At 68.2% G+C, this 23,550-nt stretch carries 11 protein-coding genes; 9 read left to right on the top strand and 2 right to left on the bottom strand.

Going from position 1 to position 23,550, the window contains the following annotated elements; translation table 11 throughout:
• Positions 1-36 precede the first annotated feature (36 nt).
• On the top strand, positions 37-909 hold the full coding sequence (locus tag AC5P9F_RS17375; RefSeq protein WP_060380336.1) for a hypothetical protein: 873 nt from the start codon (positions 37-39) through the stop codon (positions 907-909).
• A 92-nt stretch (positions 910-1,001) separates the two neighbouring features.
• On the opposite strand, the gene AC5P9F_RS17370 is transcribed toward AC5P9F_RS17375, so the two are convergent.
• The gene (locus AC5P9F_RS17370) at positions 1,002-1,493 is read right to left on the bottom strand and encodes an RDD family protein (protein ID WP_032966420.1); all 492 of its coding nucleotides are present in this window, start codon (positions 1,491-1,493) and stop codon (positions 1,002-1,004) included.
• 56 nt (positions 1,494-1,549) lie between these two features.
• On the opposite strand from AC5P9F_RS17370, the gene xerD reads away from it, so the two are divergent.
• The gene (gene xerD / locus AC5P9F_RS17365; RefSeq protein WP_024958537.1) at positions 1,550-2,527 is read left to right on the top strand and encodes a site-specific tyrosine recombinase XerD; all 978 of its coding nucleotides are present in this window, start codon (positions 1,550-1,552) and stop codon (positions 2,525-2,527) included.
• Between the two features lie 100 nt (positions 2,528-2,627).
• Positions 2,628-3,410: a DsbC family protein gene (locus AC5P9F_RS17360; RefSeq protein WP_005408019.1), complete on the top strand. Its 783-nt coding sequence runs from the start codon at positions 2,628-2,630 to the stop codon at positions 3,408-3,410.
• A gap of 58 nt (positions 3,411-3,468) precedes the next feature.
• On the opposite strand, the gene AC5P9F_RS17355 is transcribed toward AC5P9F_RS17360, so the two are convergent.
• Positions 3,469-5,568, bottom strand: coding sequence for a glycosyl hydrolase family 18 protein (locus AC5P9F_RS17355; RefSeq protein ID WP_115875597.1), 2,100 nt, complete (start codon positions 5,566-5,568; stop codon positions 3,469-3,471).
• An 826-nt stretch (positions 5,569-6,394) separates the two neighbouring features.
• Between AC5P9F_RS17355 and purL the strand changes: the two genes are divergently transcribed.
• The 6 genes from purL to gspG all read left to right on the top strand — a co-directional run bounded on the left by purL (position 6,395) and on the right by gspG (position 23,547).
• Complete coding sequence (gene purL, locus AC5P9F_RS17350; protein ID WP_207785175.1) at positions 6,395-10,279, top strand: phosphoribosylformylglycinamidine synthase; 3,885 nt, start codon at positions 6,395-6,397, stop codon at positions 10,277-10,279.
• Positions 10,280-10,718: 439 nt separating this feature from the next.
• Positions 10,719-17,900, top strand: a complete 7,182-nt coding sequence (locus AC5P9F_RS17345) for an ESPR-type extended signal peptide-containing protein (RefSeq protein ID WP_495232006.1) — start codon at positions 10,719-10,721, stop codon at positions 17,898-17,900.
• A 157-nt stretch (positions 17,901-18,057) separates the two neighbouring features.
• Positions 18,058-19,950 (top strand): S8 family serine peptidase, encoded by a 1,893-nt coding sequence (locus AC5P9F_RS17340; protein ID WP_012479111.1) that lies wholly within the window; start codon positions 18,058-18,060, stop codon positions 19,948-19,950.
• Positions 19,951-20,087: 137 nt separating this feature from the next.
• Positions 20,088-21,809 carry a type II secretion system ATPase GspE gene (gene gspE / locus AC5P9F_RS17335; RefSeq protein ID WP_005408024.1) on the top strand — a complete coding sequence of 574 codons (1,722 nt, stop codon included), beginning with the start codon at positions 20,088-20,090 and terminating at the stop codon, positions 21,807-21,809.
• 24 nt (positions 21,810-21,833) lie between these two features.
• Positions 21,834-23,054 (top strand): type II secretion system protein XpsF, encoded by a 1,221-nt coding sequence (gene xpsF, locus AC5P9F_RS17330; RefSeq protein WP_005408025.1) that lies wholly within the window; start codon positions 21,834-21,836, stop codon positions 23,052-23,054.
• A gap of 49 nt (positions 23,055-23,103) precedes the next feature.
• Positions 23,104-23,547, top strand: a complete 444-nt coding sequence (gene gspG / locus AC5P9F_RS17325; RefSeq protein ID WP_004142831.1) for a type II secretion system major pseudopilin GspG — start codon at positions 23,104-23,106, stop codon at positions 23,545-23,547.
• Positions 23,548-23,550 lie beyond the last annotated feature (3 nt).

Raw genomic sequence — 23,550 nt, 5'->3', positions numbered from 1 at the left:
AGGCCCGGCTGTTTCCGTTTCACTTCAAGGACGAACATGAGCTTCCAACGCTTTCTGCCGTACATCGCGGCCGTGCTGCTTTCTGCCGGCTGCAGCCGTTCCACCGTCGACTTCGAGATCGACAACCCGACGGATGCACCGCTGACCTTGTCGGTCGACCAGCAGGTGCATACCCTGCCGCCGCACACCTCCATGCCCCTGGTCCTGGAGCCGGGCCAGTACCGGCTGCAGAGCGAGAAGATCGGCAGCGTACGCATGGTTGTCTACGCCGATGGGATCGGTGGGCTGATCAACCCGGCCATGGCCGAGTACGTGATCGTCACCGAGCAGTACGTCACCAGCAAGACCAACTCCGGTGGCCTGGCGTCTAAGATCGAACTGAACGACGTGGAGATCGAGGGCCCCTACGTGAAGGCGACCGGTTTGTTCATTCCGCGCCGTTGGGACGTTGGGCTGATGGGGGAGCTGCCCGATACGGTGGTGTCCAACAGCCCGGAAACCTCGTCCGACTACCGGACCAAGCTCTACAACGTGCCCGGCTTCTTCGAGTACCTGGACGCCGGGGAAGACCTGAAGGTGGCCTTCGGGCCGGGCGGCTACCAGGTGCCGGCGGCATCGGTGGCATTCACCCCGGCCCAACTGCCGGCGCTCCCGGCGGCCTATGAGGCTCAGGGCAAACCGATGCGCGACCTCTATGCGCGCTATCTGGCGGCCACCGACGCGGGGGAGCAGAGGCGCCTGAAGAAGGCCAGCCTGAAGCTGTGGCAGGACTTCGTGAAGACCCGTGCGCAGTTGAGCGGACAGTCGCCGGTGGCCGATGATGTGCAGGCCAATGCGTTTGCGTCCGCCTTCTTCGACCTCTGGACGCAGCCGGCGGTGATCCTGCCGGACCCGGCGCCAGCCGGCTGATCGCTGCGTTGATCGTGTGGAGCCGAGCCCATGCTCGGCTCTCGAGTGCATCGCGAAACTGCCGAGGATGGCTCGACGCTACTGGATGCGCATCAGCGCTTGGGCATGCGCACCACGCGGGTGCCGCTGGCGCGGTCGTGCCAGGTCAGCCGCTGGCGGTCAGCCCATGCCCACCAGAATCCCAGGCCGCCCAGCAGCAGCGACAGCGTGCCCACCACGAAGCGCAGCCAAAGCTGCGTGCGTCGCAGCGGCGCGCCATCACTCGATTCCAGCTTCAAGCGCCACGGCCGCATGCCCAGCGTCTGCCCGCCGCGGCGCCAGCTGGCCGTGGCATACCACCCCGTGACCAGCCAGCACACCGCCCACAGCAGCCACTGCCAGGCGCTGAACGGTGCGATGTTCTCGCGCTGGGCGTGGCCGCTGAAGGTGTAGGCAAGGGTGAACAGGGTGCCGGCCAACATCCACAGCGCCAGCACCGGCAGCGCGTCGTAGACCATCGCCAGCACGCGCCACAGCAGCAATGCACGCGGGCGGGGCAGCTCGGTAGTGGCCGCAGGGGCCGTATCAATGGCGGGGCGGGACATGCGCCGAGCATACGCAATGCTGGCCGCATCCGCAGTGGCCCTCGTATCCTGCACGCATGGCCCTTGTTTCCACCCCCGCCGAACGCCGCCAGCTGGTCCAGCAACTGCCTGAACTGCGCGCCGACGACAGCATGCGCATCCAGCGCTTCCTCGATGCGATCTGGGCCGAGAACGGTCTCGCCCGCGCCACCCTCGACAGCTACCGGCGCGACCTGGAAGGGCTGGCGCGCTGGATGGATGGGCGCGATGGTGGCCTGGCCGGCATCGAGCGCCCGGGGCTGTTCGACTACCTGGCCTGGCGCACCCGTCATGGCTGGTCGCCGCGCAGCAATGCGCGGTTGCTGTCGGCGCTGCGGGCGTTCTTCGCCGATGGCGTGCGCCGTGGCGAACGCGGCGAGGACCCCAGCGCGCTGCTGGATCCACCCAAGCTGCCACGATTGCTGCCCAAGGCGCTGGCCGAAAGCCAGATCGACGCGCTGTTGGCAGCGCCGGATATCGACAGCCCGCTGGGCCTGCGCGACCGCGCCATGCTGGAGTTGATGTACGCCGCCGGCCTGCGCGTGAGCGAGCTGGTGCTGCTGCCGGCCACCGCGGTCAACCTGCGCCAGGGCGTGCTGCGGGTCACCGGCAAGGGCAGCAAGGAACGGCTGGTGCCGCTGGGTGAGGAATCGCAGCACTGGCTGGAGCGCTATCTACAGGCATCGCGCCCGCTGCTGGTCGGCAAGGGCAAGGTGCAGGCGCTGGCCGATGGGCAGACCCCATTGTTTGTCGAGCCGACGCTGCATGCGCTGACCCGGCAGGCGTTCTGGCACCTGGTCAAGCGCCACGCGCAGGTGGCCGGCATCGACCCGGCGCGGATCAGCCCGCACGGCCTGCGCCACAGCTTCGCCACCCATCTGCTCAACCGCGGTGCCGACCTGCGCGCGCTGCAGATGCTGCTTGGCCACAGCTCGTTGTCGACCACCCAGATCTACACCCTGGTGGCGCGCGAGCACCTGCAGAAACTGCACGCCCGGCATCATCCGCGCGGCTGAGCCGTGTCCTGAACCCCGGCCCCGGGCGGTGCGCGGCGTCGCGGCCCGGTGCCGGTGGCTGTGTCAGAATCCGGGGTCTTCTTCTGTCGCGGACTGCTCCATGCTCCGATTTGCCATCGCCGCCGTGTTCGGTGCGCTCAGCCTGACTGCCTGCGCCCAGCCGGCCCCGCCAGCCGCCAAGGCGCCTGCCGCTGCTGCCAAGCCCGGCCCGGCCGCCAACGCGCCAGCCGACCAGGCCGTGCGCGCCGCGTTGACTGCCCTGAACCCCGGTTTCAAGGTGGACTACATCGGTGCCGCGCCGTTCCCCGGCTTCCGCGAGGTGGTCGTTTCCGGCCAGCTGCTGTACGTGTCCGACGACGGTCGCTACCTGTTCCAGTCGCAGCCTTACGACACCCGTGCCAAGGGCCCGGCCAACAGCGAAGGCCTGCTCGGCTACCGCCGCGATCTGCTGGCCAAGGCCAACCATGGCGACCGCATCGTGTTCGCCGCGCCGAATGCCAAGTACACCATCAGCGTGTTCACCGACATCGAGTGCGGCTATTGCCGCAAGCTGCACCAGGACATCGCCGAGCTCAACCGCAACGGTATCTCCGTCGAGTATCTGGCATTCCCGCGCATGGGCCTCGGCAGCAAGGACTACACCGACATGATCTCGGTCTGGTGTGCGGCCGATCGCCGCCAGGCACTGACCAACGCCAAGCGCGGTGGCAACGTGCCGGCAAAGAACTGCACCAACCCGGTGGCGATGCAGTACGCACTGGGCCAGCAGCTGGGCGTGAACGGCACGCCGGCGATCTTCGCGCCGGACGGCACCCAGCTGGGGGGCTACCTGCCGCCGGCGCAGCTGCGCGCGGCGCTGGAAAAACTGTCGGCCAAGCGCTGATCGGCGCCGACCTTTTCCTGTAGAGCCGGGGATGCGTGTCGCATCCCCGGCTTTTTTCTTACTTCAGGCCATCACTGACCGCCTTGGTCAGCGTGCCCTGCGCATCATCACCACTGAACTCCCAGACGAACGCGCCGCCCAGGCCCTGGGTCTTCACGTAACCCATCTTGCGGGTGATGTTGGCCGGGGTGTCGAAGCTCCACAGCGTGCTGCCGTTGTAGATCCAGGTGGCACCGGCGGTGTTGTCGGTGTAGCCCGGCCACGCTAGGTTCTTCAGCACCTTCCAGTCCTCGATGCCGGCTTCATACGTGCCCGGGGCAGCGCCGGTCGCGGTCTGGTACAGGCCGTTGTTGGCGTTGGCCACACCGGTCCAGCCACGCCCGTAGTAGCCGATGCCCAGGTTGAGCTTGGCGGCAGGCACGCCACGGCTGATGAAGGCCTCGATGGCGTCGTTGCTGTTGTACAGCTTCTGGTCGCCGGTGGACGGATCATTCGGCGAATCGAACAGCGCCGACTGGTGATTGGTCTTCGCATCCCACGCGCCGTGGAAGTCGTAGGTCATCACGTTGATGTAGTCCAGGTACGGGTGGTACGCGGCCGGGTCGGTGACGCGGATCTTGTCGATGCCGGCACCCACCGCCACCGTCAGCAGCAGGCCCGGACGCACTGCATCGAGCTGGCGGCGGAACTCGGCCATCAGCGCGGTGAAGTTGGCGTTGTCTTCCGGCTTGCCGCATTCGATGCCGCACGCCACCGGGTATTCCCAGTCGATGTCGATGCCGTCGAACACGCCCAGCGCGGCACCGGCACCACCGGCACCGTCGGTTACCGGCAGGTTGCCCTTGATGTAGGCATCGATGCACGAGGCGACGAAGGCCTGGCGGTTTTCCGGGCGCGCCGCGCTGGAGAAGCCACGCGACCAGGTCCAGCCACCCAGCGAGATCAGCACCTTCATGCCGGGGTACTTGGCCTTGAGCTGCTTGAGCTGGTTCCAGTTGCCGCGCAGCGGCTGGTCCCAGGTATCGGCGCTGCCGCTGACACTCTCGGCGGCACTGAAGGCCTTGGTGTAGTCGGCGAAGGCATCACCACCGGCACCGCTGTTCGGATCCGACGGCTGGGTGACGCCCACTTCGCAGCGGTTGTTGCGCACGTTGCCGAAGGCGTAGTTGATGTGGGTCAGGCGCGCGGCCGAACCGCTGCTGTCGATGTTCTTGACCCGGTAGTTGCGGCCGTAGATGCCCCACTGGGTGAAGTAGCCGATGACCCGCTTGCCGGTGGTGCCGCCGTCGCCGGCCAGCGTGGTGGCGCTGATCTCTGTGCCCTGCGCGGACGCGTTGCCGGCGTTGTCGCGGGCACGCACACGGTAGCGGTAGGTGGTCGATGCAGTCAGGCCGCCATCGACGTAGCTGGCACTGGATGGTGAACCGACCAGGCTGCCGTTGCGGTACACGTCATAGCCGGCCACGCCGCTGCCACCGGTGTTGTCGGTGGACGGGCTCCAGCTGAGCGCGATGCTGTTGGCGGTACGCGTGCCGACCGCCAGTCCGCCCGGCACGCTCGGTGCGGTGGTATCGCCACCGGCGGCGTTGACGGTGATGGTGATGGTCGCGGTGCTGCTGGTGGCGTTGTTGTTGTCGGTGGCTACCGCGCGCAGCGTGTGGCTGCCGGCGCTGGCATTGGTCCAGCTGGCCGCATACGGTGCACTGGTGGCCACGCCCAGCGTGCTGCCATCGCGGAAGAACTCGACCTTGGCGACGCTGCCGTCCGGATCACTGGCGGTGGCGGTCACGTTGACCGTGCTGCCGGCGCTGAAGGTGGCGCCGTTGGCCGGCGAGGTCAGGCTGACCACCGGCGGCTGGTTGGCGCCGCCGCCATCACAGGCGCCGAGGTTGGTGTAGTAGGGCGCACCGGCCGGATGGTCCGGCGGTGCGTTCCAGATGTCCTGGTTCGCCCGATAGAGGACGCCTCCTTTCTGCAGGGTATCGCCGGCCCGGTAGATCTTGGCCTGGTCCCACTGGGCCACGCCGGCACAGCTGGCGGCCTGCGCCAGGCCGGGCAGGGCAGCGGCACCGGCGGCCACGGCAAGCAGCCAGGCCAGGCGGCGGGGACGACAGCTTCGGGTCGCACGTTCGGCACTGCGCACAATCGGGTCGTACATGGGTAAGTCTCCGATCAAAGGGCGCGCGGGCCCCGATGGCGCCGCGCGTGACGCAGGTCCGGGCGTCGCCCGGGAAGGCGACGGGTGGGGCCGGACGGAGGTACCTGGGAGGCCGGGGAGAGAGTCCGGCGCCAGGTGGGGACAACGTTGTCATCAATCGCGTGGTCAATCCGTGAGCAAGCGCATGGTTCCGGGATTCGGATGGAGAGCGGCGCTGCGCGCGGTCGGCGGCCATCGGCGGAGCCCCTCGTGGCTGGGGTGGGTCGCTTACAGCGGATTTCTGGGGGTTGGCCGGGCGGGTGGGCTGCGCAGGGGACGCTGCAAGTACGTCCATGTAGCTCGGTCGCCGCATCCATGCGGCTCACGCCCCTGCGCAGCCCACCCGCCCGGCCACGGACAGGTTCCTGCGCGGTCAGCCACGAAAGACAGAACAAAAAATCAAAAGCAGAAGCCGGTCGCTGCGCTCTTAAATGCCTGACTTCCGACGTTCCCTTGTTGCCGGCCAGCGGCCGGCACTACCGGGGAGCATCCACGCATGGCGTGGATCTACCGCAGATCGCGGAAATCTGTCGGAGGCGGGGTGGGTCCGGTGGCGGGGGTGTCCGCGGCATGGATGCCGCGGCCAAGCCCCCAGGGACGGGTTTACGGCGTCCCCCGCCACCGGACCCACCCCGCCATCCCACGGGAACCCCGCTTTTGCTTTGGCCGTTGCTGTTGCTGTTGCTGTTGCCCTGGCCTCGGCGGGTGCCGGGCGCCGCCCGGCCAGAGCCCTTCCCCCGCTTCCGGTACAATGTCGGGCCCGTTTCCCAACTACGGTTCCCCGGACATGATGGTCCTCGAGGGCGCGCCCGCCCTGTCGCCGTTCCGCCGCGAACGTCTTGAATCCCGCCTGCAGTCCATCGCTCCCTCCCTGCGCATCAGCGGTGCCTGGCACGTCTACTTCGTGCAGCCCGAAGGCAGCGCCGCTCCCGACCTCGCCACCCTGTGCCGCATCCTCGAAGCTGCGCCGCAGGCAGAAGCCGTGGCCGACGGCGCGGTCAGCCGCATCGTGGTGCCGCGCCTGGGTACGCTGTCACCGTGGTCGAGCAAGGCCACCGAACTGGTGCGCGGTGCCGGCCAGCCGGTAAGCCGGGTCGAGCGGGGCCTGCGCATCGACGTGCAGGGCTGGCCGGCCGATGCCGACGTGCAACAGGCCCTGGTCAAGGCGCTGCACGACCCGATGACGCAGTCAGTGCTGGAGACCGTGCAGCAGGGCCAGGCGCTGTTCTCGGCGCCCGCCCGCGGCGAACTGGAACGCGTGCCGGTGGACCAGCTGGAGGCCGCCAACGAGCGCCTCGGCCTGGCCATGGCCCAGGACGAGATCGATTACCTGCGCGAACGCTTCACCGCGCTGGGCCGCTCGCCGTCGGACGTCGAACTAATGATGTTCGCGCAGGCCAATTCCGAGCACTGCCGCCACAAGATCTTCAACGCCAGCTGGACCATCGACGGCCAGGAGCAGGACCGCTCGCTGTTCCGGATGATCAAGAACACCCACCAGCAGACCCCGCAGCACACGCTCAGCGCGTACAGCGACAACGCCGCGGTGATCGAAGGCCATCCGGCGTCGCGCTACCGCCCGGATCCGGCCAGCGGCGAGTACCGTCGTGAACCGCAGGTGCCCAGCGCGTTCCAGATCAAGGTGGAGACCCACAACCACCCGACCGCCATCGCACCGTTCCCGGGCGCCTCGACCGGCGCCGGTGGTGAAATCCGCGACGAAGGCGCGACCGGCCGCGGCGGCAAGCCGAAGGCCGGCCTGACCGGTTTCTCGGTCTCGCACCTGCGCATTCCCGAGCTGCCGCAGCCGTGGGAAGCGCCGCGCGCGCTGAACCCGCGCATGGCGCCCGCGCTGGAAATCATGACCGATGGTCCGCTCGGCGGCGCGGCGTTCAACAACGAGTTCGGCCGCCCGAACCTGCTTGGCTACTTTCGCAGCTTCGAGCTGCCTGAAGGCACCGACCTGGTGCGTGCCTACGACAAGCCGATCATGCTGGCCGGCGGCCTCGGCGCCATCGACCGTATCCAGGTCGACAAGATCCAGCTGCAGCCCGGTGATGCGGTCATCGTGCTCGGTGGCCCGGCGATGCTGATCGGCCTGGGTGGCGGTGCCGCCAGCTCGGTGGCCTCCGGCGAAAGCGCCGAGGACCTGGACTTCGCCAGCGTGCAGCGCGACAACCCGGAAATGGAACGCCGCTGCCAGGAGGTCATCGACCGCTGCGTGGCGATGGGCAGCAACAACCCGATCAAGTTCTTCCACGACGTCGGTGCCGGTGGCCTGTCCAATGCCATCCCCGAGCTGCTGCACGACTCCAAGGTCGGTGGCGTGATCGATCTGGGCAAGGTGCCCACCGATGATCCGTCGCTGTCGCCGATGCAGTTGTGGTGCAACGAATCGCAGGAACGCTACGTACTCGGCGTCGCCCAGGAGCGCCTGGCCGAGTTCGCCGCGCTGTGCGCCCGCGAGCGCTGCCCGTTCGCTGCGGTCGGCGTGGCCACCGCCGAGGAACACCTGGTGGTGGCCTATGGCGCCGTGCCGGGCCACACCCCGGCCGATGCGCCGATCGACCTGCCGATGGACGTGCTGTTCGGCAAGCCGCCGAAGATGCACCGCGATACCGCACACCCGCCGGCACCGCGCTGGCCGGCGCTGAAGACCGCGGGCCTGGACCTGCAGGAAGCGGGCCTGCGCGTGCTTGCGCACCCGACGGTGGCCTCGAAGAACTTCCTGGTCACCATCGGTGACCGCAGCGTCGGTGGTCTGACCGCACGCGAACAGATGGTTGGCCCGTGGCAGCTGCCGGTGGCCGATGTGGCCATCACCGTGGCCGACTTCGACGGCGTGGCCGGCGAGGCGATGTCGATCGGCGAGCGCACCCCGCTGGCCCTGCTCGATGCGGCGGCTTCGGCACGCATGGCCGTGGGCGAAGCGTTGACCAACCTGTGCGCGGCCCCGGTCGATGCGCTGGATGAGATCAAACTGTCGGCGAACTGGATGGCCGCGGCCGGCCACCCGGGCGAAGACGCGCTGCTGTACGACGCGGTGAAGGCCGTGGGCATGGAACTGTGCCCGCAGCTGGACATCAGCATTCCGGTGGGCAAGGACTCGCTGTCGATGCAGGCGCAGTGGCACGACCAGGGCCAAGCGCACAAGAGCGTGTCGCCGGTGTCGCTGGTGATCTCTGCGTTCGCACCGGTCGCCGATGTGCGCCAGCAGCTGACCCCGCTGCTCGACCGCGACGTGGAAAGCGAGCTGTGGCTGATCGGCCTTGGCGCCGGCAAGCAGCGCCTGGGCGGTTCCATCCTGGCCCAGGTGCATGCCGACCATGGTGACCTGCCGGCGTTCGCCGGCGCTGCCCCGGATCTGGACGACCCGCAGCGCCTGCGTGGCTTCTTCGAGCTGATCCGCGATGCGCGCCAGGCCGGCCTGCTGCTGGCCTACCACGACCGCAGCGACGGCGGTGCCTTCGCCGCGCTGTGCGAAATGGCCTTCACGTCGCGCCTGGGGCTGGACATCACCCTCGATGCCTGGGGCGACGATCCATTCCGCAGCCTGTTCAACGAAGAGCTGGGCGCGGTGGTGCAGATCGCACGCGAAGACCGCGCAGCGTTCGCCGACCTGGTCGAGCGCCATGCACTGACCGAGTGCGCGCAGCGCATCGCCAAGCCGACCACCGCACCGGTGGTGCGCGTGTCGCTGGCTGGCGAGAACCTGGCTGAATGGCGCTGGGAGTCGCTGTTCGACGCATGGTGGTCGGTCACCCACGCGATGCAGAAGCGCCGCGACAACCCGGCCAACGCCGACGCCGAGCGTGAGATCGCTCGTGCCTTCAACGCACCGGGCCTGAAGCCCAAGCTCAGCTTCGACATCAATGAAGACGTGGCCGCCCCGTTCATCAGCACCGGTGCGCGTCCGCGCGTGGCCGTGCTGCGCGAGCAGGGCGTCAACGGCCAGATCGAAATGGCGAACATCTTCGAACGTGCCGGCTTCCGGCCCTTCGATGTGCACATGAGCGACCTGATCGAAGGCCGCGTCGCCCTGCAGGACTTCACCGGCCTGGTCGCCTGCGGCGGCTTCAGTTACGGCGACGTGCTTGGCGCTGGTCGTGGCTGGGCCACCTCGATCCTGGAGCGCAGCGCGCTGCGTGATGCCTTCGCCGCGTTCTTCGCGCGCGAGGACAGCTTCGCCCTGGGCGTGTGCAACGGCTGCCAGATGATGAGCCAGCTGAAGGACATCATTCCCGGTGCCGAACACTGGCCGCAGTTCCGCCGCAATGCCAGCGAGCAGTTCGAAGCCCGTACCGCGCTGCTGGAAGTGGTGGAATCTCCGTCGATCCTGCTGCGTGGCATGGCCGGTTCGCGCCTGCAGGTAGCAGTGGCGCATGGCGAAGGCCAGGCGGTGTTCGACAACGCGGTCGACCAGGCCGCGGCCCGTGTTTCGCTGCGCTATATCGATGGCCACGGCAACGTGGCCAGCCAGTACCCGCTGAATCCGAACGGTTCGCCGGACGGCATCACCGGCCTGACCAGCAGCGACGGCCGCGTGACCATCATGATGCCGCACCCGGAACGCACCCCGCGCGCGCTCAACATGAGCTGGGCCCCGGCCGAGTGGCAGGGTGATTCGCCGTGGATGCGCATGTTCCGCAACGCGCGGGTGTGGTGCGGCTGATCGCACCACACCGCGCAGGCTTCAATGCCGTTGCGTATGGAAAAACCCGCCGTTGATCGGCGGGTTTTTTCTTTGCGCGTGTGAAAATCCTGATGCACCCGCGAGTTACATGGATTTTCAGGCGACAGGGTTGCGTCACGCGCCGCTAACAAAATCCTTTCATAAACAGGGAAAAGAGTGAACTGCTTCACGGCAATAGGATTTGTCGTGTCAAAGTCTTGACGATCTGCAAAGTTGCCGTTAACACTTGAACCCCGTTTCAGAATCATTCATTTCGCAGTAACCGGTTGGCGCACGCGCTCGGTTTTCTGTCGCTGCGCGCCGTTCGGCAATACCCCGCAGTAAATCACGCGAATAAACGCCCCCAGGGGACGTTGGGCCGGAAAGCCCAGCGGTGGCGTTGCTTTGCCCAAAACCAGTCCAATCAGGAGCCGTACCGATGAATCGGATTTATCGCAAGGTCTGGAACAAAGCATTGGGTCAGTTGGTGGTGGCCTCGGAACTGGCTTCCTCCGACAGCAGCAGCGGTGGGGTCGTCGACCAGCGCCGCGATGCGACACAGGCCACGCCCGCACTGCTGGCGGTGGCACTGGGCCTGGTATTGGGATTGGGCATGAGTGGCTCTGCCACCGCACAGTCGGTGCAGATCGGCGGTAGCGCCACCTGCGTGGCATTCAGCGGCAAGCTGCTCGAAAAGTGCCTGATCGAAGGCTCGGCCACGGCCAAGGGCAGCAATGCGGTGGCGATCGGCAGCAACAGCAGTGCCAGTGCGGCCAACAGCGTGGCGCTGGGCGCCGGCTCCAAAGCCACGCGTGCCAACACCGTCTCCGTCGGCGATGCAGGCAAGGAACGGCAGGTCACCAATGTCGCCGCAGGCACGCAGGCGACCGACGCAGTGAACAAGGCGCAGCTGGACGCGCAGGCGCGCGCCACGCAGGCCGCGCTGGCCGACGTGGCCGCCGACGGCAACCGGTACTTCAAGGCCGACGGCGCAGGCGATGACAGCGACGCGGCGAAGATCGAGGGCGAGGGCGCACTGGCCGCCGGTGCCGGTGCGCAGTCGCTGGCCAACGCCACCACTGCCATCGGTACCCAGGCCATTGCTGCAGGCATCGGCGCCAGCGCATTCGGCCAGGGCGCGCTGGCGATCGGCGATGCCAGCGTGGTGGTCGGGCAAAGCGCAGCAGCGTTCGGCCTTGGCGATACCGCCGTCGGTGCCAGCGCGTACGCCGCCAGCGAAAACGGTGCAGCAACGGCACTGGGTGCACTGTCCGAAGCCACCGCCGATGGCGCGACCGCCGTCGGTGGCGGTGCCGTAGCGATGGGCCCCGGCAGTACCGCATTGGGCCGCGGCGCCACGGCTGCCAACGAAGCCTCGATTGCAGTCGGTGCGTTCAGCACGGCCGTCGGTGAATACAGTACCGCGCTGGGCTCCAATTCGGCCGCGGTCGCTACCGGCAGCGTGGCGTTGGGCGCCGGTTCGCTGGCTGATCGTGTCGATACCGTGTCCGTCGGTGCCGCCGGATATGGCCTGACCCGCCAGATCACCAGCGTTGCCGCCGGCACCGAAGATACCGATGCGGTCAACGTTGGCCAGTTGAAGGATGTTGCCGCGGTGGCCGATGCCACCGCCAAGCGCTTCCAGGCCACCGGCAGCAGCAAGAGCGATGCCGGTGCGCTGGCTGAAGGTGACGACGCGCTGGCCGCAGGCGAGGCCGCCAATGCCATCGGCCCTGGCACCACGGCGGTCGGTGCCGGTGCCACTGCCGTTGCGCAGAACGCGACGGCGGTGGGCAACAACGCGCTGGCCTCGGGCCAGAACAGCGCAGCATTCGGCAACAACGCGCAGGCCAACGGACCGGGCAGCGTGGCCGTCGGTGGCGCTGCGGTGGATGCCAACGGCAACCCGCTGATCACCAGTGGTGGCGTGCCGGTGGTCACCGGCGCCACCAGTGCCGGTGTGGGTGGCACGGCCGTCGGCGCCAGTGCCGATGCCAGCGGTTTTGCCGCGTCGTCCTATGGCGTGGGGGCCTATGCGTCCGGCGCGCAGGCGTCGGCGTTCGGTGCGGTCTCCAATGCCATCGGTGATTACTCCACGGCATTGGGTACGCAGAGCAATGCCACGGGCACCAGCAGCGTCGCCATTGGTGGCCCGGCCGACCTGATTCCCGGCCTGGGCTTCTTCGTACAGACACAGGCCAGTGGTGAAGCCGCGACCGCGGTGGGTGCCGGCGCCATCGCCAGCGGCGACCGTGCCGTGGCCAACGGCAGCCTCAGCGAAGCCTCCGGCGCCGAAGCCACCGCGGTGGGCTACTTCGCCTATGCGCCGGGCGAGAACGCCAGCGCGCTTGGCGCGCAGACCTGGGCCGGTGGTGCGCAGAGCACCGCAGTGGGCTACTACGCTACGGCACGCGGCGCCAACAGCGTCGCGCTGGGCGCGAACTCCGAAGCGGTGCGTGCCAACAGCGTGGCCGTCGGCAGTGCCGGCAACGAGCGGCAGATCACCAGCGTTGCAGCCGGCAGTGAAGCCACCGATGCGGTGAACAAGGCGCAGCTGGATGCGGTGGCCAGCACCGCCGACAGCACCGCGCGCTTCTTCCAGGCCCAGCCTGAAGCTGGCAGTGATGCCGGTGCGCTGGCGGAAGGCGAGGGTGCCATCGCGGCCGGTTCGTCGAGCAATGCGATCGGTGCCGGCGCGGTTGCACATGGCGCGGCCGCGTCGGCCATCGGCGATGACAGCGTGGCGGTGGGCCGCAACAGCACGGCCACCGGCGATGGCGGTGTCGCCATCGGTGGCCTGGGCCAGGCCTACGACGAGTTCAACCAACCCATCATCGGTGCAGATGGCAAGGCGCAGCAGGTGGGTACCACGGCCGTGGCCGATGCCACGGCGGTCGGCAGCGCTGCGCAGGCCAGCGGTGCAGCCAGCAGCGCCTTCGGCAATGCGGCCAAGGCCAGTGGTGACAACAGCTTCGCCGCCGGCGGCAAGTCGCGCGCCACCGGCGCGTATGCGGTGGCGGTGGGTGACAGTGCGTTTGCCAGCAGCGATGACAGCACCGCGGTGGGCGGCTACAGCTGGGCCACCGCCAGCGGCGCCAGCGCCTTTGGTTCCGGTGCGTGGGCGACCGCCACCAATGCCTCGGCGTTCGGCAACGCGGCGTGGGCCAGCGGCGCTGGCGCCACGTCGATCGGTTACAACAGCTGGGCCAACGGAACCAGCGCCACCGCAGTCGGCCGTGGTGCCTTCGGCTATGGCGACAACAGCGTGGCGCTGGGCTTCCAGGCACTGGGCAACAGCATCAACAGCATCGCCATCGGCACCAACACGGTGGCCGGCGTCGAAAGTGCGATCGCGCTGGGTGCGGGCAGCAATGCCAGTGCCAGCAACGCCGTCGCACTCGGCGCGGGCTCGGTCGCCAACCGCGCACGCACGGTGTCGGTGGGCAGCAGCGGCAACGAGCGCCAGGTCACCAACGTCGCCGCCGGTACCCAGGCCACCGATGCGGTGAACAAGGCACAGCTGGATGCGGTGGCAAGTACCGCAGCAACCACCAGCCGCTTCTTCCAGGCCAGCGGCAACGGCGACGATGTGGCGGGTGCGCTGGTGGAGGGCGACAACGCACTGGCCGCAGGTGATGCAGCCAACGCCATCGGCAATGGTGCCACCGCGCTTGGCAGCGGTGCCAATGCGCTGGCCGGCAACGCGCAGGCGATCGGCTTCAACGCGCTGGCGACCGCCGCCAATGCCAGTGCCGTAGGCGCCAATGCACAGGCCACCGGCGAATACGCCACCGCGCAGGGTGCGGAAAGCGAAGCCAGCGGTGAGCAGAGTGCAGCGTTCGGCGCGGCCAGCATCGCCAGCGGCGCAGGCAGCACCGCCAGCGGTGCCTTGTCCGAAGCCTCCGGCGAAGAAGCCGTAGCCGTGGGTTACTTCAGCAATGCCAGTGGCAGTGGTGCCACCGCGGTCGGCAGCGAGAGCGTGGCCAGCGGCACGGCTGCGGCAGCGTTCGGCATCGGTGCTGAAGCGACCGGTGGTTACAGCACCGCCATCGGCGGCTACGCACAGGCTTCGGCCTTCAATGCCACCGCCTTCGGCAACTTCGCCAACGCCTCGGGTTCCAACAGCGTGGCGCTGGGCGGTGATTCGCAAGCGTCCGGTGCCTACAGCACCGCCACCGGCCAGGGCAGCCTGGCCACCGGTACCAACAGCGTCGCCATCGGCGGCTCGCTGTTCGGCGTGCTGGCGACCGAAGCCTCGGGCAACTACTCCACGGCGGTGGGCGGTGGCGCCTGGTCGGGGGGCATCAACAGCACCGCGCTGGGCAATGCGGCGGAATCGCGCGCGGCCAACAGCGTGGCGCTCGGTGCGGATTCGATTGCGGACCGCGACAACACCGTATCGGTGGGCGGCGGCGGCAACACCCGCCAGATCACCAACGTGGCCGATGGCACGCAGGGCAACGATGCGGTCAACAAGAACCAGCTCGATGCCGTAGCCGCCGCTGCGGAGAAGACCAGCAGGCAGTTCCAGGCCAGTGGCAATGCCGATGGTGAAACCGGCGCACTGGTGGAGGGTGACAATGCGCTGGCAGCAGGTGATGCGGCCAACGCGATCGGCAACGGTGCCACTGCGCTCGGCAGTGGTGCCAATGCGCTGGCCGCCAACGCCACCGCTGTCGGCATCGATGCGCTGGCGACCGGCACCAACGCGGCGGCACTGGGCAGCACCGCTCAGGCCACCGGCGAGGACAGCCTGGCCCTGGGCAGCGGTGCCAGCGCCAGCGAAGTGGGGACAAGCGCGGCGGGCGCGCGTGCACAGGCAAGCGGTGTCTACAGCACCGCCAACGGTACCGAATCCAACGCCAGTGGCGCACAGTCCCTTGCCAGCGGCTTCCGCAGCGCGGCCTCCGCCGATGGCACCACAGCGGTGGGTGGCTATGCCGAAGCAACCGGTCGCCTTGGCACCGCACTCGGCTACGGCTCGGCTGCCAGCGGTGCCAACACCACGGCGGTGGGCTTCGGGGCCGCGGCGGCGGGCACCGGCGCGGTTGCGGTGGGTCAGTCGAGTGAAGCCAGCGGTGCGGAAAGCGTGGCGATCGGCGGCAGCACCTTCTTCGGCCTGATTCCGTCGCGCGCCAGTGGCACCGGTGCGGCAGCATTCGGTGCCGGTGCATGGGCCACCGAGGATTACGCTACCGCCATCGGCTGGAATGCCTGGTCGGCAGGCAGCAACGCCACGGCACTCGGTGCCAATGCCACCGCCAATGGCAGCAACAGCGTTGCGCTCGGTGCCGGTTCCAAGGCTGACCGCGACAACACGGTGGCCGTTGGCAAGGCCGGCAGCGAACGCCAGGTCACCCACGTTGCAGCCGGTACCGAAGCCACCGATGCGGTGAACAAGGGCCAGCTCGACGCCGTTGCCAGTGTCGCCGACAAGACCAGCCGGCAGTTCCAGGCCAGCGGCAATGCCGATGGCGAGGCCGGTGCACTGGTCGATGGCGAAAATGCGCTGGCGGCCGGCAATGCGGCCAATGCGATCGGCAACGGTGCGACCGCGCTGGGCAGCGGCGCCAACGCCATGGCCACCAACGCCACGGCGGTTGGCTTCGATGCACTGGCCACCGGCAACAACGCTGCCGCACTGGGCAATGCTGCGCAGGCCAGTGGTGTCGACAGCGTTGCGCTGGGCAGTGGCGCCAGCGCCAGTGAAACCGGCGCCAGCGCCACTGGCGCCGGGGCCCAGGCCAAGGGCCCCTACAGCACGGCCAACGGTGCGCAGGCCACGGCTACCGGCACGCAGTCGCAGGCCAGTGGTTTCCGCGCCAGTGCCTCGGCCGATGGCGCTTCGGCGCTGGGCAGCTATGCCGAAGCCAGCGGCCGCCTGGGTACCGCGGTCGGTTACGGCAGCAAGGCCACCGGTTTGAATGCCACGGCGGTGGGTGTCAGTGCCAACGCTTCGGCTGCCGGCAGTGTCGCACTGGGTGGAGGCTCGGTGGCCGATCGTGCCAATACCGTGTCCGTCGGCAGTGCCGTCAACAACCGGCAGGTCACCAATGTCGCCAACGGTACCGAAATCAATGACGCAGTGAATCGCGGGCAGCTGGACGCCGTTGCGTTCACCGCCAACACCACCAACCGATACTTCCGCGCCAATGGCACGGGAACCGCGAACGCCATCGGTACCGATTCGGTAGCGATGGGCTCGGTGGCCAATGCGGCGGGCGCACGCAGCATCGCGCTGGGTGCCAATGCCACGGTGTCTGCCTCCGGCGCACTGGCCGTTGGCGCCGGTGCTGGTGCGGTCGGCGTCAACTCGGTTGCAATCGGTGCTGGAGCGCGTGCGCTGGATGCCAATGTTGTGTCGGTGGGCAGTGGCAACCCCACCGATGGCCCGGCCACCCGCCGCATCGTCAACGTGGCTGATGGCCGCATCGCTGCCGGCAGCAGTGACGCGGTGACCGGTTCCCAGCTCAATGTCACCAATCAGCGCGTGGGCGCAGTGGAAACCCGCGTCGGCGATTTCGATTCACGCATCGCCACGGTGGAGACCACGGCGGCCAGTGCGGTCGGCTACGACGACGCCAGTCGTGACCGCCTGACCCTGTCCGGCTTCCAGGGCACCACCATCGACAATGTCGGTGCCGGCAGCATCGCCGCCGGCAGCCGCCAGGCGATCAATGGCGGCCAGCTGTTCCAATCGCTCAGCGATGCCGCCAGCTTCCTCGGCGGCGGTGCCAGCGTCGGCATGCAGGGCGTATTCGTGGCACCGAACTATGTGATCCAGGGCGCCACCTACAGCAACGTCGGCGATGCATTGGGTGCGCTGGACCGCAAGGTCAGTGAGATTGACCGCCGTACTGCAGGTGGCACGCGTGCAGGTGCTGCCAGCCTGCGCGCAATGAGTGCCTCCCTGGATGAAAGCGCACTGGCCAGCGTTGCCGAAGCACCGGCGGCGGCCGATGCAGCACCGGCCAGCAGCGCACGCGTGCAGGGCACGCCGACCGCTGCGGCGGCGGGCGCGGGCATCCCGGTGGGCACCCCGGCATCGGGCCTCAACGCGGTCGCCATGGGCGACGGCGCAGTGGCCAGCGGCGCCTCGTCCACCGCAATCGGCCAAGGTGCCAATGCCACCGCTGCGAACGCGGTAGCGCTGGGCCAGGGCTCGGTTGCTGATCGTGCCAACACGGTGTCGGTGGGCAGCGAAGGCAACGAACGCCAAGTCACCAACGTGGCGGCCGGTACCGCCGCCACCGATGCGGTCAACAAGGGCCAGCTCGATCGTGGCATGGCTACCGCCAACAGCTATACCGACAGCCGCGTCCAGGCCGTCGCCGACAGCTTCGATGTGTTCAAGGGCGAGATCGACGGACGCCTGCGCCACATGGATCGCCGCATCGACCGCCAGGGCGCGATGAGCGCGGCGATGCTCAACATGGCCACCAGTGCTGCCGGCATCCGTACCCAGAACCGGGTCGGCGTCGGCATCGGCTTCCAGGGCGGTGAATCGGCACTGTCGCTGGGTTACCAGCGTGCGATCAGCGATCGCGCCACGGTGACGTTCGGCGGCGCCTTCAGCAGCGACGACAGCTCGGTCGGCGTCGGTGCCGGCTTCGGCTGGTAAGCCACTCCATCGCGCCGGCGGCCACCCACGCCGGCGCAGCACCTGCAACGAGGGCCTGGGGGGAGGTCACGGCAATCCCGGCTGGGCCGGCCGGGAGTCGTCAAGGAATGATGGCCGCAGTGTTGGTTCGATCCATGACCCAGAAGAGGAATTCGACGTGATCAAGAAGCAGAACCTTCGCATCAATGTATTGGCAGCCGCCGTGCTGTCGCTGACCGGTGTTGGCCTGGCACAGGCCGCCGACCTGAAAGCAAATGCGCCGTTGTCCGGCCCGAAGACGCAGCAGGTGGATGGCATCATCGTGAAGTACCGCGCTGGCAGCGCCGCAGCTGCCGATGCGAACGCCAAGCTGGCCGTGGTCAACTCGGCCATCGCCCGCGCCGTGCCGGCAGGTACCAACGCGGCTGCGCGCAGTGCCGCGCTGCGCCCGCAGGTGGCCCGCAAGCTGGGCATCGGTGCCGATCTGATCCGCCTGCAGGGAGGGATCGCGCGCGCCGAACTGGACAAGGTGCTGGGCGAACTGAAGGCTGACCCGACCGTCGAATATGCGGTGGCCGACGCCATCATGTATCCGATCGATGCTGCGTCGTCGCCGCGTGCGGACGCCGTCGCGAAGTCCGATGCGTCGCCCAGCTTCGTGCCCAACGATCCGTACTACCAGAGCCACAACTGGCACTTCCACAACCCGGTCGGTGGCGTGAACGCACCGGCCGCATGGGACGTCTCGCAGGGCGAGGGCGTCGTGGTGGCCGTGCTCGATACCGGCATCCTGCCCGAGCACCCGGATTTCGCCGCCGGCACCCTGCTGGAGGGCTACGACTTCATCAGCCAGGCCAGCCGCTCGCGTCGTGCCGCCGATGGCCGCGTGCCGGGTGCACTCGACTACGGTGACTGGATGCCCACCGCCAATGCCTGCTACGACGGTTCGCCGGTACGCGACAGCAGCTGGCACGGTACCCATGTGACCGGCACCATCGCCGAGGCCACCAACAACGGCCTGCATACCGCCGGCCTGGCCTACAAGGCCAAGGTGTTGCCGGTGCGCGTGCTCGGCTACTGCGGTGGCACCCTGTCGGACATCACCGACGCCATCACCTGGGCCTCGGGCGGTACCGTGGCCGGCATCCCTGCCAACCAGAATCCGGCCGAGATCATCAACATGAGCCTGGGCGGCTCCGGCAGCTGCGATCCGGCCTACCAGGCGGCCATCACCGGTGCCACCAACCGCGGTACCCTGGTGGTGGTGGCAGCCGGCAACGACTCGATGAATGTCGCCAACGCCCGCCCGGCCAACTGCGATGGCGTGGTCTCGGTCGGCGCTACCGGCATCACAGGCGCCATGGCCTACTACTCCAACTTCGGTACCCGCATCGATCTGTCCGGCCCGGGCGGTGGCGTCACCGACGGCAATCCGAACGGCTATGTCTGGCAGGCGGTGTCCAGCAGCAAGACGTCGCCGCCGGCAGCCGGTTCCACCGAGGGTTACACCCTTGGCGGCAAGGCCGGCACGTCGATGGCGGCGCCACATGTGGCTGCCGTCGCCGCGCTGGTGCAGAGCGCGCTGATCGCCGCCAACCGCGACCCGCTCGCGCCGGCGGGCATGCGTACCCTGCTGAAGGAAACGGCACGTCCGTTCCCGGTCAGCATTCCGTCCGCCACCCCGATCGGTACCGGCATCGTCGATGCCAAGGCCGCGCTGGACAAGGCCCTGGAAGAGCCGTGCACCGAGAACTGCGGGCCGGTGGCGAAGCCGCTGACCAACAAGGTGGCCATCGGCGGGTTGAGTGGTGCCGCCGGCAGCAGCGTGCTTTACAGCTTCGAAGCCGCGGCAGGCAAGCAGCTCAGCGTCATCACCTATGGTGGCACCGGCAACGTGTCGGTCTACCTGGCCAAGGGCCGCGAGCCGAGTGCCACCGACAACGATGCGCGCTCGACCCGCCCGGGCACCTCGGAAACGGTGCGGGTGACGGCACCGACTGCCGGCACCTACTACATCAAGGTGGTGGGCGAGGCGGCTTACAGCGGTGTGAGCATTCTCGCCACGCAGTAAGCGCGCAGTGCGGTAGTTGAATGGCCGAAGCCCGTCACCCGCATGTGACGGGCTTCGTCTTTTTACGAAAGCGGGCGGCGGGGCGACGGAAATCACGACGTAACTGCTAAAGTCGAGCCGATTGACAGGAGAGTCACGTGAACGCCCTTGCTGCAACCGCTGCCGACGACGCCGAAGGCCGCATCCTGGATGCGTTGTTGGCGCGTGGCCGCCTCAAGGAGAGCGATCTTGCACGGGCACGGCCGCTGCACGCGGAGGCCGGCGGCAGCCTGCTTGGCCTGCTGGTGCGGCTGGGGCTGGTGTCCGAACGTGACCAGGCGCAGGCCAGCGCCGAGGTGCTGGGCCTGCCGCTGCTGGATGGCAAGCAGCTGCCGGATTCACCGCCCCAGGGTCTGGCCGAGGGCCTGCCGCTGTCCCTGCGTTTCCTCAAACAGTTCCATGTATGCCCGCTGGCGCTGGATGAACAGGGTGTACGGCTGTGGCTGGCCGATGCCCACGATCCCTATCCGCAGCAGGCTGTGCAGCTGGCACTTGGCGTACCGGTGACCCCGGTGCTGGGCATGCGTGCGGAGATCGATGATCTGGTCGAGCGCTGGTTCGGCCAGGGCCGCAGCGCGATGGGCGCGATTGTTGAAACCGCAGACGGCGAGGGCGGCGCGGTCGACGATATCGAGCACCTGCGCGACCTGGCCTCGGAAGCGCCGGTGATCCGCCTGGTCAACCTGGTGATCCAGCGTGCGGTGGAACTGCGCGCTTCGGACATCCACGTCGAGCCGTTCGAAAGCCGGCTGAAGGTGCGTTACCGCGTCGACGGCGTGCTGGTGGAAGGCGAAAGCCCGCCGGCCAACCTCACCGCAGCGGTGATCAGCCGCATCAAGATCATGGCCCGCCTCAACATCGCCGAGCGCCGCCTGCCGCAGGACGGCCGCATCATGCTGCGCGTGCAGGGCAAGGAGCTGGACCTGCGCGTGAGCACGGTGCCGACCGCGCACGGCGAAAGCGTGGTGATGCGCCTGCTCGACCGCGAAACGGTGGTGTTCGATTTCCATCGTCTCGGCTTCACCGATGCGTTCCTGCCGCAGTTCCGCAAAGTGCTGGAACAACCGCACGGCATCCTGCTGGTCACAGGCCCGACCGGTTCGGGCAAGACCACCACGCTGTACACCGCGCTGAGCCAGCTCAACACCGCCGACGTCAAGATCATCACGGTGGAAGATCCGGTCGAGTACCAGATCGAGGGCATCAACCAGATCCAGGCCAAGCCGCAGATCGGCCTGGACTTCGCCAACGCACTGCGCAGCATCGTGCGCCAGGACCCGGACATCATCATGATCGGCGAAATGCGCGACCTGGAAACCGCGCGCATCGCGATCCAGTCGGCGCTGACCGGCCACCTGGTGCTGTCCACCCTGCACACCAACAATGCGGCCGGCGGCATCACCCGCCTGCTCGACATGGGCGTGGAGGACTATCTCCTCACGTCCACCATCAACGGCATCCTGGCCCAGCGCCTGGTGCGTCGGCTGGAGCCGACCCACGCCGAGCGCTATGAAGCCTCGCCGGAGGAGATCGAGCGTTTCGAGCTGCGCCGCCTGCAGCCGGAAGGGCCGATCCATCTATACCGCCCGAAGCCTTCGGCACTGGCGCCGACTGGTTACCTGGGCCGCACCACCATCATGGAATTCCTGGTGATGAACGACGCGCTGCGGCGTGCGGTGATGCGCCGCGATGGCATGGGCGAGATCGAACGCATCGCCCGTGAAGCCGGCATGCGCACCATGTACGAGGATGGCCTGGCCAAAGCACTCAGCGGCCAGACCACCATCGAGGAAGTGCTGCGCGTGACCGAGGAAAGCTGATGCGCGCAGGACGCCGGGGCTGACATGCCGAACTACCGCTACAAAGCGCTCAATTCGCACGGCGAGATCTTCGACGGGCAGATGGAAGCCGCCAGCGAGGCCGAACTGGTCGCGCGCCTGCAGGATCAGGGCCATCTGCCGATGGAGACCCAGCTGGCCGATGGCGGCGTGGTCGGCGGCAGCAGCTGGCGCACGCTGCTGCGCCAGCGCCCGTTGCAGGGCGCGGCGCTGCTGCAGTTCACCCAGCAGCTGGCGACCCTGCTTGGTGCCGGCCAGCCGCTGGACCGTGCACTGTCGATCCTGCTCGGGCTTCCGGAAGACGAACGCTCGCGGCGTGCGATCACCGACATCCGCGACGTGGTGCGCGGCGGTGCGCCGCTGTCGACCGCGCTGGAGCGCCAGCACGGCCTGTTCTCGCGCCTGTACGTGAACATGGTGCGTGCCGGCGAGGCGGGTGGCAGCCTGCACGAGACCCTGCAGCGGCTGGCCGACTACCTCGAACGCAGCCGCGCGCTGCAGGGCAAGGTGATCAACGCACTGGTCTATCCGGCCATCCTGCTGGTGGTGGTGGGCGGTGCGCTGCTGTTCCTGCTCGGTTACGTGGTGCCACAGTTCGCGCAGATGTACGAAAGCCTGGACGTGGCGCTGCCGTGGTTCACCAATGCGGTACTGCAGCTGGGCCTGTTCGTGCGCGACTGGTGGGTGCTGCTGCTGGTGGTGCCCGCACTGCTGGCATTGTTCTTCGAACGCAAGGTACGGCAACCGGCGTTCCGGCTGGCGCTGGATGGATGGCTGCTGCAGCGTCGCGGCATCGGCCGCCTGCTGGGCGAACTGGAAACCGCGCGGCTGGCGCGCACGCTGGGCACCCTGCTGCGCAATGGCGTGCCGCTGCTCGGGGCGCTGGGCATCGCACGCAACGTGCTGGGCAACCGCGCGCTGGCCGCTGATGTGGAAGCGGCCGCCGACGAAGTGAAGAACGGTGCCGGCCTGTCGCTGGCACTGTCACGCGGCAAGCGTTTCCCACGCCTGGCCCTGCAGATGATCCAGGTCGGCGAGGAATCCGGTGCCCTCGATACCATGCTGCTGAAAGCTGCCGACACGTTTGAACAGGACAGCGCCCGTCGCATCGACCGCCTGTTGGCCGCGATGGTGCCGGCGATCACCCTGGTGCTGGCCTCGGTGGTCGGTGCGGTGATCGTGGCCGTGCTGGTGCCGTTGTACGACCTGACCAATGCCATCGGCTGACGATGGCTCCCTACGCAACCCCGACACTCCGCAACTGAAAGGACCGACCATGATTGCTTCCCGTCGACCGATCCGCCTTTCCTTCACTGCCGCGCGCAACCAGTCGGGCATGAGCCTGCTGGAAATCATCATCGTCATCGTGCTGATCGGCGCGGTGCTGACCCTGGTCGCCAGCCGCGTGCTGGGCGGTGCCGATCGTGGCAAGGCGAACATCGCCAAGGCCCAGGTGCAGACCGTTGCCTCCAAGGTCGACAACTACCAGATCGATACCGGCAAGCTGCCTGGCTCGCTCAACGATCTGGTGACCGCACCGGCAGGTGTCGGCGGCTGGCTGGGCCCGTACGCCAAGCCGGCCGACCTGAATGACCCGTGGGGCCACGCGTTGGAGTACCGCGCGCCGGGCGAAGGCCAGCCGTATGAACTGATCAGCCTGGGCAAGGACGGCAAGGCCGGCGGCAGCAGCGTCGACGCTGACATCCGCTACCAGCCGTAACCG

The organism is Stenotrophomonas sp. YJH_SMC_4 (assembly GCF_059371575.1).
Note: the sequence above shows the minus strand (reverse complement) of the source record. Positions and strands in the feature narration are given on the sequence as shown.